Raw genomic sequence first — 16,882 nt, forward strand, 5'->3', positions numbered from 1 at the left:
ATGTTTGGTGTGATCGGTATTGTTTTGACATTTTTGATGGTCTTTGGCGGATATAGCCTGGCAGGTGGAAATCTGGATATTATTCTATATTCGCTGCCCTTTGAGCTTATGATTATTGGGGGGGCTGCGATAGGTTCGTTTCTGCTTTCGAACGAGATGACTGTGATAAGACAGGCGCTGACGGGGGTGGGTCGCTCGCTGAAAGGGCCCCGCTGGCATGAAACTGATGTGCAGGATGTGCTTTGTCTGCTGTTTCGGTTGTTGCGGATTGTCCGCACCAGTCCTGTCGAATTGGAGGAGCATATAGAAAACCCTGAGGCCTCGCCCATCTTTCAGGTTTATCCAAGGATCTTGGCTGATGAACATGTCGTGGCTTTGATTACTGACACGCTGCGTTCGGCCAGCCTGAACTACGATGACCCTTACCAGGTCGAAGAGATGCTCTCTCAACGCATCGGTCTGATAAACAAAGAAGCGATGCACGCGCCGCATGCTTTGCAGAACATGGCCGATGCGCTGCCCGCACTGGGAATTGTTGCTGCTGTTCTGGGCGTGATCAAGACCATGAGCTCGATCGACCAGCCGCCTGAGGTGCTGGGAAAAATGATTGGCGGCGCCCTTGTCGGCACATTTCTTGGGGTTTTCCTAGCCTATGGGATTGTGGCCCCGTTTGCCCAGCGACTTAACGCGGTGACCAAGCAGGATCAGGCTTTTTACGACGTGATCAAATCCGTGCTGGTTGCGGGCCTGCATCAGCATGCGACCAATCTCTGTGTCGAGGTTGGGCGGCAGTCCGCTCCGGAACATATCCGTCCCGCGTTTGGCGATCTTGAGAGCTCGTTGCGCGAGCTGAAGAGGGCGTCGTGATTGCAGTGCTGATCCTTTCTGCTGCGCTTGCTGCTGAGCCTGCCGGGGATAGCATGCCGTCCCGCGACGGTCTGATCCGCGATGCAACCGATCGGCTGCTTAATGGTGAACCGTTGCCGCCGGATCTCAATGACCGGCTGATCAGGCTTTCACCGTCTGATCGGATAGAGGTTCTGATTTTTCTGAGGCGGTCGGGCATGCTGACCGGTCCAGGTTGGAGTATCGAGCGTCTGCTTGCACCCGCCGCAACTCAAGGAGCCCAGGAATGAGCATTGCCGAGACCACACCTGGATCTGGCTGGGCGATTCGGCCATTGATTATTACTGGGGTTTTGCTGTTGATCGTGCTGTCCATGGTCATTCCGATGCCGGCGCGTGTGCTGGATCTGGGGATTGCGCTTTCCATCGCCAGCGCGGCCCTGATCCTCGTGATGTCCTCATTGGTAGAAAAACCCACGGACTTCCAAGCCTTTCCAGTCCTGTTGCTGGTGTCGCTGCTTATCAGGCTGTCGCTCAATATCTCGTCGACCCGTCTGATCCTGACCGATGGCCAGAACGGCACCGCCGCCGCCGGCCATGTTATCGAGGCTTTTGCGGACTTTGTGGCTGGTGGCTCGCTTTTGGTAGGGCTCACGGTCTTTGCTGTGATCACGGTGGTGAACTTTATGGTTATCACCAAGGGATCGGGCCGCATGGCCGAGGTTTCGGCCCGGTTCGCGCTCGATTCATTGCCGGGCAAGCAGCTTGCTATCGATGGCGACCTGAACTCGGGTGCTATCGATCACGATGAAGCCAAGCGCCGGCGCGCCCGCGAACAGCGTGAGATCAGCTTTTTTGGCTCGCTGGATGGTGCCTCGAAATTTGTCAAAGGCGATGCGATCGCCGGCTTAGTCATCACGTTGATCAACTTGTTCGTAGGCCTGGCTGCAGGCGTAGTGTTGCATGGCATGCCCTTGAGCGAGGCAATGGACACGTATTCTAAATTGACCATCGGCGACGGGCTGGTCAGCCAGATCCCCGCACTTATCACTTCGATGGCGGCGGCGCTGCTTTTATCCCGGGGCGGTGCCACCGAGACGACTGCCGATCTTTTGTCGCAGCAGTTCCTAAGCAATTGGCAGGTACCGTTTATCTGCGCGGTTGGGATGGTGCTTATCGGGCTGGTCCCCGGCATGCCGACATTGGTCTTTTTCAGCTTGGCTGCGGTGCTGGGTGCGTCGGCTTGGTTCATCAGCCTTCGGCAGGGAAAAGCGATCTCGGAGGATGCCGTTCTTCCCGAACCTCAAGCCCCTGCCTCGATGCAAACACGTATTGGCGATGTGCTGGATACCGATGAGATCTGCGTCGAGATTGGCGCGGGCCTGATCCTCAGCGCGCTTGACCCGGTGCGGGGACTGGGCCAGCGCATTACCAATCTGCGGCTGCATATCGCGCGCGCCTACGGGCTGATTCTGCCTGACGTCCGCATCACCGACGGAACCGGTTTCCAAGACGGCGAATATGTCATTCGACTACAGGGGGTCGTACGCGGAAAGGGTATCCTGCGGCCGCAGGGAGTGTTGGCGCTGGGTGCGGAATCCACGCTTGAGGGGCTGGCAGGCGAAAATGTAAGCGAGCCGGTCTACGGTAGCATGGCGCGGTGGATTACACCGGAATCACAAGACGACGCGGCGATTGCCGGTGCGACTGTCGTAACCCCGATGGAGGTGCTGTCCACCCATTTGATGGAGGTGGTCAAGACTAACCTGCCCGCGCTTTTGACTATGTCGTCAATGCAACGCATGATCCGCGAGTTGTGCAATGTTACGGACGAACATCGCGCCCAGCTTAACCAGCGGTTCTTCGACAGCATGGTGCCGGACAAAGTGACGCCGGAATTGCTGCTTGCCGTGCTGCGCGGACTACTGGAAGAGCGGGTCTCGATCCGCAATCTGGTGCTGATTACCGATGCCGTGCACGAAGCCCGCAATGCCGCCAGCCCTGAAGCTGCCTATGAACAGGTGCGCAAGCGGCTTCGCGGGCAGATCACCGAGCAATTCCTGAACCAGGAAGGGTATCTTGAGCTGCTGCAACTGCATCCCCAATGGGAAGCTGAGATCGCCCGCGCCGAAGCGGAAGGCACAAGGATTGGGGCCAATGTTGTCCCACAGATCCAAAAACGGCTGTCTGATGCCATGCAGGCCACTTTGAGCGAATTACCTCCCGCCCTTGAGGTGGTTCTTGCGGTGCCCGATCATCGAAGGCGTCTGGTGCGCATGATGCTGTCTTCGGCGGGGATCGCCACACCGGTTTTAGGACTCGATGAGATAGATCCAGCCGCTCAGGTAAGATTGCGAGGAACGGTCAGCCCATGATGCAGTTGCTCGCGGATCCGCGTACGACAGCTATGCTCGCTACGCTTTTACTGACCTATTGCAGGGTGCAGGCGTGCTTTCTGATGCTGCCGGTATTTTCCGAACGAGCTATGCCCGTCCGGGTCCGCGCCGCACTGGCCACCGCGGTCACGCTTGTTGTGGCTGAATATACGCAATCCGTGGGCGAAATAGGCAGTTTGCTGCACCTTGCTGTTTTGTCGGGATCCGAGATCCTGTCGGGGCTTGCACTGGGCGGGCTTGTACGACTGTTTGTGGCTGCGCTGGACATTGCTGCGACGACTATTGCCGCCACCGCGTCGCTGTCGCAGCTGATCGGTGCTGCCAATGAATATTCTCCGCATCCGATCGGTAACCTTTTGCACCTGGCCGGGTTGGCCGTCCTGATGGCTTTGGGGTTTCCGATTCTCGTCTGTGAACTGTTGCGCGAAAGCTTGGTGCTGCGGCCCATTGGCGCTTGGCCACAGATTTCCGGGGTTTTGCCAAGCGCGGTTTCCTTGGTCCGACAGAGCTTTGTTTTGGCTATGCTGCTGGCGGGTCCGTTCATCTTGGGCGGTTTTCTGTTTCAGGCTTTGTCGGGGATGATCAGCAAGGTCATGCCGACGCTGCCGGTGATCTTTATCGCCGCGCCGGGCGCGATTTTGTTGGCGCTGCTGGCCCTTGTCGTACTGGCACCCTCGATCCTTTCAGTCTGGGCCGATGCGGTTTTCGTCATGACAGGAACACTTCTGCGATGAGCCAGGAAAATAACGACGACAAGCCGTTTGACCCCTCTGAAAGCAAGCTTCGCAAGGCGCGGCAGGAAGGTGACGTTCCGCGCTCTACCGAGCTGCAATCGGCACTGATGTATTTGGGCTTTTGGCTTGCGGCGCTGTTTGGGATGAATTGGGCGGTACCGGCATGGCTTCGTATGGCTTCACGTGCCTTGGGAAGTGAACCTTGGCCCCTTGCTGAAGGGCGTGTGGTTACCGATCTGGCGCGCGCCTTGGCGGGCCATGCCGGGCTGGCTACCGTGGCGGGTGTGGCGATTATGGCATTGCCGATCATCTTGGGCATGGTTGCACAGCGTTCTATCGTGTGGACGCCCAAGAAGCTGCTGCCCGATCCAAAACGCATCAACCCGATCAAGAACGCTGCACAGAAATTCGGCAAAAGTGGGCTGGTCACCTTCGCGATCTCGCTGGTCAAGGCGCTGCTGGTCGGCTTGGGCGGTTGGTTTCTTTACACCTCGCTTTTGTCCTGGCTGATGATTTCGGGCGCCATGCAGGACCTTCAATGGGTCGAGGGGTTGGGGCTAATTTTGCGCCGGGCAGTGCTGTTGGCGATGGGGATTGGGGCAGTTTTCGCCGTGATCGACCTGCTCTGGAAGCGTCTGGAATACCTAAAGCGGCATCGCATGTCGCGGCAAGAGATGCAGGACGAATACAAGGAAAACGAAGGCGATCCGCATCTGAGAGCCGCGCGCAGGCAAAAAGGCGTGGATATCGTCCTCAGTACCATGCTGGCAGATGTGCAAAAAGCAGATGTGATCATCGTTAACCCCACGCATTACGCGGTGGCGCTGGAATGGAAACGCGGCAGCGGCCGGGCTCCGGTTTGTTTGGCAAAAGGGGTGGACGATACCGCCCGCCGCATCCGCGAGCGCGCGCAGGATCATCAGGTGCCCATCTGGTCCGACCCACCCTGCGCACGCGCATTGCATGCCACGGTTGATATCGGGCAAGAGATCAGCGCCGAACACTTCGCCCCGGTTGCCGCTGCCATCCGCTTTGCCGAGGCAATGCGTAAGAAAGTGCGCGAGGGCTGGGGGGCTCCGCCCCGACAGAAGAGGAAGGCATGACCCGCAATCGCGATGCGCTCGCCGGATTGGAACGAATCGCCCGGTTGAAGGCGGATGTGGAAATGCGTCGCCTTGCAGCCTTTCGCGCTCAGGTCGAGGCGGTGCGTCATCGGATCGGTCAGTTGGAAGCCGAGCTTGAGACAACCTATCGCGCGGATCAGCCGTTCTCGATTGCCGAGGCGCGGATGACGAATGCCATGGCGGGCGAACGCAGCCGGGCCTTGCTGGCCGCCGAAGAGGAGCTTGCCCGAATCTTGCCCGGCTATGAACTGGCCCGGCAGGCAGCCGCGCGCGAATTTGGCCGGGGTGAGGCCGTGCATTCGCTGCGAAAGAATCTGGCTGCGCAGATTAGGAAGGACAGGATAAGACGAGGTGACAAATGAGGGTATAAAGTGGCGCAAGATGGTTGTCGATGGATACTGTCCCCGCTAGCGAGTGCCGGACGAAGCAGGGACTGCCTTAGGTCCGGGGCCGTGTTTTAGACGCAGGCATGGGTCGGAACGGCGTAAGTTTCTGCCGGCGATCCGTCGGGTGGGGCCCATGGCTCGGTTCTGTTAGGGGTGCGGCACTCGGTCTGTCGTTACTCTTGGCGTGACGGGCTTTTCCACCCCAATGATGCCCTGCGCCTGGGCCACGCCAATTGTGGCAGAAAGGCGGAAATGCTGCATGGTTTGTTGCCTGAACTGCGGCTGTTTTTCCCGCCACGAAACTAACGCTGGGTCTCTCGAATCGCGAAAGCCGCCCGCAACCGTCCCGGAATTTTCCGGCGTCATTCTGCGTTTTTCCGATGCGGTCGCAGTGTGCGTGGCGGGGGGCCTGTCCGAAAAGCCACCTGTTCTTTTTTTTGCTGCCCGCGTCACAAGGCCGCTATGGGGCTGACGATTCTCTATTGAACCGCCGGGAGTGCTGCGCCAATCAAGTGTAAGAGTTTAGACATATTGGACTTCATCGCGCAGATGCTTTGCAACGAATCTGGTTTCCCTCTATGAATAAAATACCTTTGTTTGCGTCGGCGTTTTGGTGTTTGAGTTCCGCCCCGGTGGTTGAGCGGGGCAAGTTAGGGAGTAATGAGGGGGTTCTCGTGGATGCCTAAGACTCTTCCCATAACGCGTGGCCGCAAGTTCCTACAGGTGCTGGAGGGTGCCCGTACGATCTTTCTGCGCGATGGATTTGAGGGCGCAAGCGTAGACGACATCGCCCGCGAGGCCGGCGTGTCCAAGGCGACCCTCTATAGCTATTTCCCCGACAAGCGCGTCATGTTTATAGAGGTTTTTCGTAACGAGCTTGCCCGCGAGGCCACGGATGCCAGCGCCCTGATCGAGGTCGACCTGCCGGTCGGGCAGGTTCTGCCCTTTATCGTGCAGATCATTTCGGCGCATATGATTTCGGAATTCGGGCTGCGCATCTTCAGGGTCAGCGTGGGCGAGGCCGAGCGTTTCCCCTCGCTGGCGCAAGAATATTACGAATCTGGGCCGGCACTTTTGCGCCAGCAACTGATTGGCTATCTGGAACGCTGTGTCCAGCGCGAGGAATTGAACATTCCCGATCTGGAACTGGCGGCCGATCAACTTATCGAACTGGCCGGGGTCACCATCCGAGACCGCGCGTTGTTTTTGGGCCCGAAATCCGTGGATAAGGATCTTTTGCGCAGGGTGAACCACAGTGCGGTGGCAATGTTCCTGTCTTGTTACGGCACTGGCCAAGCGTCGCTGGCCGATGTGGCTGAAATGGCCGAATAGGGCCAAGCCGGCGCGGTTCCGCTGCAACGCCTTGCCGCATTTCTCAGTGGGCGGCTTCTCATTTTCCTGGCGCACCTTTATGATGCCACGTCGGAAATTCCCTTACTGGATGATTGCCTGATGACCCGAGCCCTGATCGCGTTTCTTGCCCTTGCTCCCCTTGCCGCATGCGCGCCGGCCTATCAGTCCGCGCCTGATCCGGTTCCCGCCGTCGCGCCGCTGCCGCCCACTCCGGTTGCCGGCCTCAGCGGGCTGGAATCGCGCGAACCCGACGCTTGCCATGCCAAGGACTATGTTTCGGCCCTTGGTCAGCCCGGCAGCATCATCCCGGGTCTGGGCGTGTCCCGCGATTTTCGCGTCGTCGAATATCGCGGTATCGAGCCGCAGGAATACGATCCGCTGCGTATCGTCTTCCGGCTGGATGCCGCGGGCAACATCTACAATATCGATTGCGGCTAATGGAGGTGCGAAATGAGACGACTTCTTCTGTGCATGCCCCTTTGCTTGCTGGGCGCCTGTGTCGAGGTGCAACCGCCAGAGCAACCGCAGCCTGACGTTTGTAAGGCCGCCACGTTCAACGGTCTGGTCGGTCAGCCGCGTCAGGTTCTGGAGAAGATGACTTTGCCGCCCGGCACGCGCATCATCGGCCCGCGCGACCCGGTGACGATGGATTTCAACGCCAACCGCATCAACTTTGAGATCGGCGAGGATGGCCGGATCGCCAAGATCGGCTGTTATTGAAACCGTCATTGAAACAGTGACCGGGGTGCGGTATCAGCCGCCCCGGTCAGTTTGCGCGGTCTAAGGCATCCCAACGCTGCCCGGACGAACAGCCAAGGACACATCATGACCCTTCCCGACCGTGCCGCGATCGAGACGATGGATGCACAGGATCCGTTGCGTGCCTTGCGCGACGCCTTCATCCTGTCGCCGGACGAGGTTTATCTGGACGGCAACTCGCTGGGTGTTCCGACCCACGCCGCACAAGAGGAATTGATGCGCGCCGCCCGTGACGAATGGGGTGGTGAGCTGATCCGCAGCTGGAACACGGCGGGATGGTTCGATTTGCCAGTCGAACTGGGGGATCGCATCGGCACGCTTATCGGTGCGGCGCCGGGGCAGGTCGTGGTGGCGGACACCACCTCGGTGAATGTCTACAAGGTGCTGCACTCCGCCATGGGGCTGCGGCCCGGACGCAATGTTATCGTTGCGGAAAGCGGCAGTTTCCCGACCGATCTTTACATTGCCGAAGGGGTGGTCTCGACCTTGCCCGGCGCGCAATTGCGGCTGGAGGGGGTGGACGGCCCGACGATCGAGGACATGCTGACCCCCGATGTCGCCGCCGTGCTGGTCAACCATGTGAACTATAAAACCGGTGAGTTGCGCGATATGGCCGCGTTGACCGCTCGTATCCATGAGGCGGGCGCCATCGCGGTCTGGGACCTTTGCCACTCGGCCGGCGCCTTGCCGGTGGAACTGGATGCCGCCGGGGTCGATTTTGCGGTGGGCTGCACCTACAAATATCTGAACGGCGGGCCGGGCTCGCCTGCGTTCGTTTATGCCGCGCATCGCCATCTGGGACAGGCGCGCCAGCCGCTTAGCGGATGGTGGGGGCATGCCCGGCCCTTTGCCTTCGAGACGGGTTATGAGGGCGACGGCGGCATCCGCCGCTTTCAATGCGGAACCCAGCCCATCCTGTCGATGCGGGCGCTCAAAGGGGCGCTGGCGGTCTGGGACGGGGTGGACATGGGTGAGCTGCGGGCGAAAAGCGTGGCCTTGGCCGATCTGTTCATCCAACTGGTCGAGGCGCGCTGCGCCGGATTCGGGTTGGCGCTGGAAAGCCCGCGCGAGGGTGCGCGGCGCGGCAGTCAGGTGTCCTTTCGTCACGACCATGCCTGGCAGGTGATGCAGGCGCTGATTTCGCGAGGGGTGATCGGCGACTTCCGTGCGCCCTCGACGCTGCGCTTCGGCTTCACGCCGCTTTATCTGCGCTATGTCGATGTGTTGCGCGCGGTCGAGGTGCTGGAGGAGGTTTTGAAAAGCGAAAGCTGGAAGGACCCGCGCTTTGCCGTGCAGGCCGCCGTGACCTGAAGCCTAGCCATCCGCCGGTGGGCAGAGCCGCACGTCGGTGCGCCATTCCGCGCAGCGTTGGGCCAGATCTTCGGGCAGCGGCTGGTCGGTAAAGATGGTGTCCAGTTCGGACAGGCTGGCGATACGGGCCGGGGCAGGGCGGCCGATCTTGGAATGGTCCGTGACCAGAAAGGCGCGGCGTGACTGGCGCAGGATGGCCCGGCTGACCCTCACTTCGGCCAGATCAAAGTCCAGCAGATCGCCGTCATGGTCCAGCGCCGAGGTGCCGATGACCGCGTAATCCACCTTGAATTGTTCAAAGAACTGCGTCGTCAGCTCGCCCACCAACCCGCCGTCCGAACGCCGCAACGCACCGCCCGCCACCATGATCTCGCAGCCGGGGTTGGCCAGCAGGATATTGGCGACATTCATATTGTTGGTGACGACGGTGATGTTGGAATGATGGATCAGCGCCTGAGCCACCGCTTCGGTGGTGGTGCCAAGGTTCAGGATCAGGCTGCAATTGTCCGGGATCTCGGCCGCGCAGGCTGCGCCTATCGCCGCCTTGGCCTCGGCATTCATGCGCCGCCTTGCCTCGTAACCCAGGTTGACCACGCCCGCACGGGGCACCGCGCCGCCATGCACGCGGTCCAGCAGGCCGGCCCCGGCCATCTCGCCCAGATCGCGGCGGATGGTTTGCAACGTCACGTCGAAGCGCTGTGCAAGGTCATCGACCAGCACGCGCCCCTCGGAGCGGGCGAGTTCCAGGATTTCGCTTTGGCGTATGCTGAGGGCCAAGGGCGCTCTCCTTTGGCTTGACCCAATCAATCTAGGCAAACCATCCCTGCGCGCAAGTGTTCCCTTATCGGGCAAGGGATCGTCGCTGATGTTCGGATTACCGCAAGCCTGCTTGGAAACGAAAGCGGCTTGACCGGCTGTTTGCCCCGGTGCAGCCTTCGGATCATCGCAAGACAGCAGGTTGCCATGACCCATATCCTTGCCATCGATCAGGGCACGACGTCGTCCCGCGCCATCATCTTTGATGCGAAGCTGACGCCGCTGGCCTCGGCGCAAAGTGAGTTTGCGCAGCATTTCCCGGCCTCTGGCTGGGTCGAGCACGCCGCCTCGGACCTTTGGGTCAGCGTGGCGGGTGTGGCGCGCGCGGCGATTGAAAAGGCCGGGCTCCATGCCGGCGACATCGCCGCCATCGGCATCACCAACCAGCGCGAGACGACGCTGATCTGGGACCGCAAGACCGGCCAGCCCTTGCATCGCGCCATCGTCTGGCAGGACCGTCGCACCGCCGGGATGTGCGAGCAACTGCGGGCCGAGGGGCATGAGCCGATGATCGCCGCCCGCACCGGGCTGCTGCTGGACCCTTATTTCTCTGGCAGCAAGGTGAAATGGTTGCTCGACAATATCGACAGCGCACGGGATCGCGCCAAGCGCGGCGAACTGGCCTTTGGCACGGTCGATAGCTGGCTGATCTGGAACCTGACGGGCGGCAAGGTGCATGCCACGGACGCCACCAATGCCGCCCGGACGCTGCTTTTCAATATCGCCACGAACCGCTGGGACGAAGATATCTGCGCGCTTCTGGACATCCCCATGGCGCTTTTGCCCGAGGTCAGGGACTGTGCCGACGATTACGGCAAGACCCGCGCCGATCTGTTCGGGCGCGAGATCCCGATCCTGGGGGTGGCGGGCGACCAGCAGGCGGCGACAGTGGGTCAGGCCTGCTTTGTGCCCGGGATGATGAAATCGACCTATGGCACGGGCTGTTTCGCACTGTTGAACACAGGTGGGCAGATGGTGCCTTCGACCAACCGGCTGTTGACGACCATCGCTTATCGGCTGGGCGGGCGGACGACCTATGCCCTTGAGGGTTCGATTTTTATCGCAGGCGCGGTCGTGCAATGGCTGCGCGACGGGCTGCGGCTGATCCGCAACGCGGCCGAGACGCAGGGGCTGGCCGAGGCTGCGGATCGCACGCAAGAGCTGGTTCTGGTGCCGGCGTTTACCGGGCTTGGCGCGCCCTATTGGCGACCCGACTGCCGGGGCGCGGTATTCGGGCTGACGCGGAGCTCGGGTCCGGCGGAGTTTGCCCGTGCGGCGCTGGAAAGTGTGGGTTTTCAGACCCGCGACCTTCTTGAAGCGATGCGGGCGGACTGGCCTGACGCGGCTGCGGGCGTGTTGCGCGTCGATGGCGGCATGGCGGCAAGCGACTGGACGATGCAGTTTCTGGCCGACATCCTTGGCGCGCCTGTGGATCGCCCGCGCGTGACCGAGACGACGGCGCTTGGCGCGGGCTATCTCGCGGGGCTTGGAGCGGGGCTTTGCCCAGAGCCCGAGGAATTCGCCCGCGACTGGGCGCTGGAGCGCCGCTTTGAACCCGCCATGCCGCAGCCTGAACGCGAGGCGCGTTACATCCGCTGGAAAAAAGCTGTGAACGCAACCATGGGGGCGGCATGACCGCGGCGCCGTTTTCCTTTGCCTTACCGGGGCGGGTGATTTTCGGACGCAGTGAGGCGCAGAAGGCGCCGGCCTTGATCTGCGCCCATGGCCGACGCGGCGTCCTGGTGCATGGCGCGACCCCCACCCGTGCCCTCTGGCTGCTTGATGCCCTGCGCGAGCAGGGGGCCGAGGTCACGACCATTGCCTGCGCGACCGAGCCAACCTTGCCCATGCTGGAAGACGCGCTATCGCGTGCCAAGGGGTTCGGCGCCGACTGGGTCGTGGCACTTGGCGGTGGCGCGGCGTTGGATCTGGGCAAGGCTCTGGCGGCACTGATCCCGGCGCCGGGCGGGATCATGGATCATCTTGAGGTTGTGGGCCGCGGCCTGCCGCTGGCTGCGCCGCCCTTGCCCTATATCGCGTTGCCCACCACTGCCGGCACCGGGGCCGAGGCCACGCGCAACGCGGTGATCGGCCTGCCTCGACATGGCCGCAAGGTCTCGATCCGGGATGAACGGATGCTGCCGCGCCTTGCCATTGTCGATCCGGCGCTGACCGATCATTGCCCGCGTGCGGTGACTCTGGCCTCTGGCCTTGATGCGCTGGCGCAGGTGATCGAGCCTTATGTCTCGGCCCGCGCCACGCCCTTTACCGATGCACTCACCCGCCCGGCCATTGGCTTGGGTCTTGGGGCGCTGGTCCGACTAATGCGGGCTGAGGATGAGGGCGCGCGCGATCTGCTGGCATGGGTCAGCCTTTCGGGCGGCATTGCACTGGCCAATGGCGGATTGGGCGCGGTGCATGGGCTTGCCGGCGTGATCGGCGGCGTGACACCGGCCGCGCATGGCGCGATCTGCGGCGCTTTGCTGGGGCCGGTTCTGGCGATGAACCGCGATCATGCCCCTGATACCGGTCGCATCAACGAGGTCTGCCGCGAGATCGCCGGCATCCTTGGCTGCGACGCGGCCGAGGCCCCGCAGGCGCTGGCCCAATGGGCGCGCGAGGCGGGCTTGCCGGGCCTGATCGCGCAGGGGCTGGACCCAGCCCGGCACGAGGCGGTGGCCGAGGCCTCGCTGGCCAGTTCCTCGATGAAGGGCAATCCCTTTGCGGTCACGGTCCCGCAACTGTGCAAGGTCTTGCGCGCGGCAGGCTAATGCCGGCGGTGCGGGACTGCGTTTTTTCAGGGCCGGACTGGTTGCAAACCATCCGTTGGCCGGCGCGGATTGCACAGGCGTCGCAAAACCACGCCGCCTTGTCGCAATAGCGGCTGACCCTGGCGGCAAGCAGTTGGAAAAAGGCATCAACGGGGATAGAGGCAAAGCAGGGACGGACAGGCCCAAAGAATTGGGGCTTGTGCATGCCGGCGCCTGCGCTATCCGCGAGCGGGACGATTGGCCCATGCCGTTCAAGTCACGAATGCGGAATGCGAAGGAGATAGGGCCTATGGGGGCAAGGATCATCGACGGCAAGGCTTTTGCGGGACAGTTGCGTGGTCGTGTTGCGGCTGCGGTTAAGCGGCTGCAGGCAGAGCACGGGGTGACGCCCGGTCTGGCGGTGGTGCTGGTAGGCGAGGATCCGGCATCGCAGGTTTATGTACGTAACAAGGGCATCCAGACCCGTGAGGCTGGCATGAACTCTTGGGAGCATAAGCTGCCGGCAGCGACCTCCGAGGCCGATCTGCTGGCGCTGATCACGCGGCTGAATGCCGATCCGGCCGTGCATGGCATTCTGGTGCAACTGCCGCTGCCCACACATGTGAATGCCGAGGCGGTGCTTAACGCCATTGATCCTGCCAAGGACGTGGATGGGTTCCATATTCTCAACGTCGGTCTTTTGGGTACGGGGCAGAAATCCATGGTGCCCTGCACTCCGCTGGGTTGCCTGATGATGCTGCGGGAGCAGTTGGGCGAGCTTTCCGGTCTGAACGCGGTCGTGGTCGGGCGCAGCAATATCGTCGGCAAGCCGATGGCGCAGCTGCTTCTGAATGAAAGCTGCACCGTGACCATTGCCCATTCGCGTACCCGCGATCTGGCCGGGGTCTGCCGCCGCGCCGATATCCTGGTCGCCGCCGTCGGCCGGCCGCGGATGATCCCCGGCAACTGGATCAAGCCGGGCGCCACGGTGATCGACGTCGGTATCAATCGCATCGAGGAGGGTGGCCGCAACAGACTGGTCGGCGACGTGGATTTCGACAGCGCCGTTCAGGTCGCGGGCGCCATTACGCCGGTGCCGGGCGGGGTCGGGCCGATGACCATCGCCTGCCTTCTGGCCAATACCCTGACTGCCTGTTGCCGGGCCGGTGGGCTGCCCGAGCCAGAGGGGCTGGCTGCCTGACGGGGGCTCTGCCCCCCGCGCCTTGCGCGCCCCTGATGGGGCCCGCAAAACGCTCCCCCCGGGATATTTTGCACACGGAAGAATAACAGGGCCTTGCCCTATCAGTGGAGAGCCAGATGAAGAAATATACGCTGACGGTCGCCTGTCCCTCGACGCGCGGTATCGTCGCTACAGTGGCCGGCTTTCTGGCCGAGCATGGCTGCAACATTACCGACAGCTCGCAGTTCGACGATACCGAGACGGGCCAATTCTTCATGCGCGTCAGCTTTATCTCGGAACAAGGGGTGGGGCTGGAAGAGCTGCGCGAAGGTCTGGCGGGCCCGGCCAAGCCCTTCGATATGCAATACGCCATTCATGACGAATCCTCGAAAATGAAGGTCGTGATCATGGTCAGCCGCTTTGGCCATTGTCTGAACGACCTGCTTTATCGCTGGCGCATTGGCGCCTTGCCGATCGATATCGTGGCGGTGATCTCGAACCACATGGACTACCAGAAGGTGGTGGTGAACCACGACATTCCGTTCCATTGTATCAAGGTCACCAAGGCGAACAAGCCCCAGGCCGAGGCGCAGCTGACGGCAGTGGTCGAGGATTCGGGGGCCGAGTTGGTGGTGCTGGCACGCTATATGCAGGTGCTGTCGGACGAGCTTTGCCGCAAGATGTCTGGGCGGATCATCAATATCCATCATTCATTCCTGCCGTCGTTCAAGGGCGCCAACCCCTACAAGCAGGCCTATGAGCGCGGGGTGAAGCTGATCGGCGCGACCTCGCATTACGTCACCGCCGACTTGGACGAGGGCCCGATCATCGAGCAGGACATCATCCGTGTGACCCATGCCCAATCTCCCGAGGATTATGTCAGCCTTGGCCGCGATGTGGAAAGCCAGGTGCTGGCCCGCGCCATTCACGCCCATATCCATCGCCGGGTGTTTCTGAACGGCAACAAGACCGTCGTCTTTCCAGCATCCCCCGGAAGCTATGCCAGCGAACGCATGGGATAAAAACGGTGCGGGGCGACCATCGGGTCGCCCTTTCACAATGGGTTGAACTCTTCCGTGGCAAAATATCCCCGCCGGAGGCAGGAAAGGGTAAAGTCAACGCAAGGGCGGAGAGTCCAGGCAAAACCCGTCAGGAAACCCGCCGCCGACGCAGCGCCTCGTCCACCGTGGGCGCATAGCGCACCAATGGGCGGCGCAACCCGTGTGCGAGCAATGCGCGGCGTATGTCACGGCTGGAGCCGGTCAGCCACAGTTCCACACCGCGGCGTTGGGCCTTGTGCGCCAGCCCCTCGATCATATGCGCGCCGGTCGAATCCAGAAAGGGCACGGCGCTGAAATCCACCACCAGCACGCGGAACCCGTCCTGAATACGGTCCAGCACCGAGCCGATCGAAGCCGTGGCGCCAAAGAACAGCGCGCCCGAGATGCGATAGACCACGACATCGCGCGGCTGCGGCTGGTCAGGCCGCAGGTGGTCGCTGTCCGCCATATCGGCGCCGACCAGCGGCGTGTTGGCCTCGACCCCGACAGCCTGGCTCATGCGCTGGATGAACAGCACCGAACCGAGCGCCAGTCCCACGACGATGGCTTCGGTCAGGTCGCGGAAGATGGTGAGCAGGAAGGTGACTGTCAGCACCGCCGCCTCTCCCCAGCCTGAGCGCAAGAGGATCGCGATGGCGGGCTTTTCGATCATGTTCCATGATACGACTGCCAGCACCCCGGCCAGCGCGGCCAGCGGAATGTACGAGGCAAGCGGCGCGGCGGCCAGCATGAAGACCAGCAGGAACAGCGCATGCAGCATTCCCGCGACGGGTCCGTGCGCGCCGGATCGCACATTGGTGGCGGTGCGCGCGATGGTGCCGGTGACGCAAATGCCTCCGAACAGCGCCGAGCCTATATTGGCCACGCCCTGCGCCACCAGTTCGCAGTTCGAGCGGTGACGACGGCCGGTCATGCCATCCGCGACCACGGCAGACAGCAGCGATTCGATAGAGCCAAGCAGTGTCAGCGAGATGGCCGCAGGCAAAAGCGTCATCGCCTTCGCGACCGAAAACTCCGGCAGGGCCGGGGCGGGCAGGGTCGAGGGGATGCCGCCGAACCGGCTGCCGATGGTTGCGACATCCGCCCCGGTCGCGGCGATGAAACCTGCGGCCAGTGTCACGGCGATCAACATGCCCGGCCAATGCGGTCGGACGCGCTTTAGCCCCAGGATCACCGCAATGGTCCCCAGCGCGATCCCCAGGGCGGCCGGGGACAGGCTGGCGCGGGCGTGCCAGAGGGCGGGGATCTTTTCGATCAACTCGCCCGGTTCATCCGCCAGTGTCAGGCCGAGGATCTCTTTGATCTGGCTGGTGAAGATGATGACGGCGATGCCGGCGGTAAAGCCGATCGTCACCGGAAACGGGATAAACTTGATGAATGTGCCCAGCCGTAGCAGACCGATGGCGATCATCAGCATACCCGACATGAAGGTTGCCAGGATCAGTCCGGACATGCCGTGTTGTGCGACGATGCCCGCGACCAGCACGATGAACGCCCCCGCCGGCCCGCCGACCTGATAGCGCGAGCCGCCAAGAGCCGAGACGAGGAAGCCGCCGATGATCGCCGTATACAGCCCCTGCGCAGGCGAGGCGCCCGAGGCGATGGCGATAGCCATCGACAGTGGCAAGGCCACGATGGCGACGGTCAGGCCGGCAACCGCATCGGCGCGCAACTGCGCGACGCCATAGCCTTCACGCAGGACGGTAATCAGTTTGGGGGTAAACAGCGGCGCAAATCCGGGCGCTGCGATCGGCTGCTGGTTCATCTGTGGCCGCACCTTCGTGAAAGGGGGCGGCGGGATCGTCGGCTTTCGTCGGCGCTCGCCGTCGCGATTACGTCTTGGGACCGGATTTCAGCCGGACGCCACGTCCGCCCGAGTTGCTGACGACGCCTTCGCCGATCAGCTCGATGCCTGCGGCCTCCAGCGCCTCGACCACGCGGGCCAGGCTTTCGACCACACCGCGGACATTGCCGTCGCTTGCCTCCATGCGCTGGATCGTCGGAACCGACAGGCCGGACATTTCTGCCAGTCGCTTCTGGTCGATGCCAAGCAGCGCACGCGCCGCGCGCATCTGGGCCGAGGTCAGCATGGGTGATTTCCAGTCATTGATAATGCATGGCTATCATAGTGATTATGATACTTCAAATATCATTATTCGGAGTTGAG

17 protein-coding genes are annotated in these 16,882 nt (G+C 62.0%); 14 read left to right on the forward strand and 3 right to left on the reverse strand.

Features of this window, described 5'->3' with window-relative positions:
- From motA to kynU, 10 genes are all read left to right on the forward strand, one after another.
- Positions 1 to 867, forward strand: a complete 867-nt coding sequence (gene motA / locus JWJ88_RS00800) for a flagellar motor stator protein MotA (RefSeq protein ID WP_205294227.1) — start codon at positions 1 to 3, stop codon at positions 865 to 867.
- Complete coding sequence (locus tag JWJ88_RS00805; protein ID WP_205294228.1) at positions 864 to 1,136, forward strand: hypothetical protein; 273 nt, start codon at positions 864 to 866, stop codon at positions 1,134 to 1,136. Before motA ends, JWJ88_RS00805 begins: the two co-directional genes overlap by 4 nt.
- Positions 1,133 to 3,220, forward strand: coding sequence for a flagellar biosynthesis protein FlhA (locus JWJ88_RS00810; RefSeq protein ID WP_205294229.1), 2,088 nt, complete (start codon positions 1,133 to 1,135; stop codon positions 3,218 to 3,220). Before JWJ88_RS00805 ends, JWJ88_RS00810 begins: the two co-directional genes overlap by 4 nt.
- Positions 3,217 to 3,975, forward strand: coding sequence for a flagellar biosynthetic protein FliR (locus JWJ88_RS00815; RefSeq protein ID WP_205294230.1), 759 nt, complete (start codon positions 3,217 to 3,219; stop codon positions 3,973 to 3,975). Before JWJ88_RS00810 ends, JWJ88_RS00815 begins: the two co-directional genes overlap by 4 nt.
- A complete protein-coding gene (gene flhB / locus JWJ88_RS00820) occupies positions 3,972 to 5,078 on the forward strand; it encodes a flagellar type III secretion system protein FlhB (protein ID WP_205294231.1) in 1,107 nt (368 codons plus the stop codon). The genes JWJ88_RS00815 and flhB overlap by 4 nt, the downstream gene beginning before the upstream one ends.
- Positions 5,075 to 5,461, forward strand: coding sequence for a hypothetical protein (locus JWJ88_RS00825; protein ID WP_205294232.1), 387 nt, complete (start codon positions 5,075 to 5,077; stop codon positions 5,459 to 5,461). The genes flhB and JWJ88_RS00825 overlap by 4 nt, the downstream gene beginning before the upstream one ends.
- A gap of 702 nt (positions 5,462 to 6,163) precedes the next feature.
- Positions 6,164 to 6,817 (forward strand): TetR/AcrR family transcriptional regulator, encoded by a 654-nt coding sequence (locus tag JWJ88_RS00830; protein ID WP_205294233.1) that lies wholly within the window; start codon positions 6,164 to 6,166, stop codon positions 6,815 to 6,817.
- Between the two features lie 120 nt (positions 6,818 to 6,937).
- Positions 6,938 to 7,276: a hypothetical protein gene (locus tag JWJ88_RS00835; protein WP_205294234.1), complete on the forward strand. Its 339-nt coding sequence runs from the start codon at positions 6,938 to 6,940 to the stop codon at positions 7,274 to 7,276.
- Positions 7,277 to 7,288: 12 nt separating this feature from the next.
- Positions 7,289 to 7,558 (forward strand): I78 family peptidase inhibitor, encoded by a 270-nt coding sequence (locus JWJ88_RS00840; protein ID WP_205294235.1) that lies wholly within the window; start codon positions 7,289 to 7,291, stop codon positions 7,556 to 7,558.
- A 105-nt stretch (positions 7,559 to 7,663) separates the two neighbouring features.
- Positions 7,664 to 8,908: a kynureninase gene (kynU, locus tag JWJ88_RS00845; protein WP_205294236.1), complete on the forward strand. Its 1,245-nt coding sequence runs from the start codon at positions 7,664 to 7,666 to the stop codon at positions 8,906 to 8,908.
- A 3-nt stretch (positions 8,909 to 8,911) separates the two neighbouring features.
- On the opposite strand, the gene JWJ88_RS00850 is transcribed toward kynU, so the two are convergent.
- A complete protein-coding gene (locus JWJ88_RS00850) occupies positions 8,912 to 9,685 on the reverse strand; it encodes a DeoR/GlpR family DNA-binding transcription regulator (RefSeq protein WP_205294237.1) in 774 nt (257 codons plus the stop codon).
- A gap of 186 nt (positions 9,686 to 9,871) precedes the next feature.
- Here JWJ88_RS00850 and glpK point away from each other — a divergent pair, with 186 nt between their 5' ends.
- The 4 genes from glpK to purU all read left to right on the forward strand — a co-directional run bounded on the left by glpK (position 9,872) and on the right by purU (position 14,676).
- Positions 9,872 to 11,359 (forward strand): glycerol kinase GlpK, encoded by a 1,488-nt coding sequence (gene glpK, locus JWJ88_RS00855; protein ID WP_205294238.1) that lies wholly within the window; start codon positions 9,872 to 9,874, stop codon positions 11,357 to 11,359.
- Positions 11,356 to 12,495, forward strand: a complete 1,140-nt coding sequence (locus tag JWJ88_RS00860) for an iron-containing alcohol dehydrogenase (RefSeq protein ID WP_205294239.1) — start codon at positions 11,356 to 11,358, stop codon at positions 12,493 to 12,495. Before glpK ends, JWJ88_RS00860 begins: the two co-directional genes overlap by 4 nt.
- 289 nt (positions 12,496 to 12,784) lie before the next feature.
- Positions 12,785 to 13,675, forward strand: a complete 891-nt coding sequence (gene folD, locus JWJ88_RS00865; protein WP_205294240.1) for a bifunctional methylenetetrahydrofolate dehydrogenase/methenyltetrahydrofolate cyclohydrolase FolD — start codon at positions 12,785 to 12,787, stop codon at positions 13,673 to 13,675.
- Between the two features lie 116 nt (positions 13,676 to 13,791).
- Positions 13,792 to 14,676, forward strand: a complete 885-nt coding sequence (gene purU, locus JWJ88_RS00870; RefSeq protein WP_205294241.1) for a formyltetrahydrofolate deformylase — start codon at positions 13,792 to 13,794, stop codon at positions 14,674 to 14,676.
- A 127-nt stretch (positions 14,677 to 14,803) separates the two neighbouring features.
- On the opposite strand, the gene JWJ88_RS00875 is transcribed toward purU, so the two are convergent.
- Both JWJ88_RS00875 and JWJ88_RS00880 read right to left on the reverse strand, forming a co-directional pair.
- Positions 14,804 to 16,480, reverse strand: a complete 1,677-nt coding sequence (locus JWJ88_RS00875; RefSeq protein ID WP_205294242.1) for a SulP family inorganic anion transporter — start codon at positions 16,478 to 16,480, stop codon at positions 14,804 to 14,806.
- 67 nt (positions 16,481 to 16,547) lie between these two features.
- Entirely contained in the window at positions 16,548 to 16,805 is a 258-nt protein-coding gene (locus tag JWJ88_RS00880) for a helix-turn-helix domain-containing protein (RefSeq protein ID WP_205294243.1), read from the reverse strand.
- Positions 16,806 to 16,882: the final 77 nt, after the last annotated feature.

Origin of the sequence: Paracoccus methylovorus (genome assembly GCF_016919705.1) — a bacterium.
Taxonomy (GTDB): Bacteria; Pseudomonadota; Alphaproteobacteria; order Rhodobacterales; family Rhodobacteraceae; genus Paracoccus; species Paracoccus methylovorus.

Bases quoted from the DNA above. Each gene is read 5' to 3' on its own strand.
- kynU (WP_205294236.1), top strand. From the start codon at position 7,664: ATGACCCTTCCCGACCGTGCCGCGATCGAGACGATGGATGCACAGGAT.
- folD (WP_205294240.1), top strand. From the start codon at position 12,785: ATGGGGGCAAGGATCATCGACGGCAAGGCTTTTGCGGGACAGTTGCGT.
- JWJ88_RS00835 (WP_205294234.1), top strand. From the start codon at position 6,938: ATGACCCGAGCCCTGATCGCGTTTCTTGCCCTTGCTCCCCTTGCCGCA.
- JWJ88_RS00875 (WP_205294242.1), bottom strand. From the start codon at position 16,480: ATGAACCAGCAGCCGATCGCAGCGCCCGGATTTGCGCCGCTGTTTACC.
- JWJ88_RS00830 (WP_205294233.1), top strand. From the start codon at position 6,164: ATGCCTAAGACTCTTCCCATAACGCGTGGCCGCAAGTTCCTACAGGTG.
- glpK (WP_205294238.1), top strand. From the start codon at position 9,872: ATGACCCATATCCTTGCCATCGATCAGGGCACGACGTCGTCCCGCGCC.
- JWJ88_RS00825 (WP_205294232.1), top strand. From the start codon at position 5,075: ATGACCCGCAATCGCGATGCGCTCGCCGGATTGGAACGAATCGCCCGG.
- motA (WP_205294227.1), top strand. From the start codon at position 1: ATGTTTGGTGTGATCGGTATTGTTTTGACATTTTTGATGGTCTTTGGC.
- JWJ88_RS00815 (WP_205294230.1), top strand. From the start codon at position 3,217: ATGATGCAGTTGCTCGCGGATCCGCGTACGACAGCTATGCTCGCTACG.
- flhB (WP_205294231.1), top strand. From the start codon at position 3,972: ATGAGCCAGGAAAATAACGACGACAAGCCGTTTGACCCCTCTGAAAGC.
- JWJ88_RS00860 (WP_205294239.1), top strand. From the start codon at position 11,356: ATGACCGCGGCGCCGTTTTCCTTTGCCTTACCGGGGCGGGTGATTTTC.
- purU (WP_205294241.1), top strand. From the start codon at position 13,792: ATGAAGAAATATACGCTGACGGTCGCCTGTCCCTCGACGCGCGGTATC.
- JWJ88_RS00840 (WP_205294235.1), top strand. From the start codon at position 7,289: ATGAGACGACTTCTTCTGTGCATGCCCCTTTGCTTGCTGGGCGCCTGT.
- JWJ88_RS00880 (WP_205294243.1), bottom strand. From the start codon at position 16,805: ATGCTGACCTCGGCCCAGATGCGCGCGGCGCGTGCGCTGCTTGGCATC.
- JWJ88_RS00810 (WP_205294229.1), top strand. From the start codon at position 1,133: ATGAGCATTGCCGAGACCACACCTGGATCTGGCTGGGCGATTCGGCCA.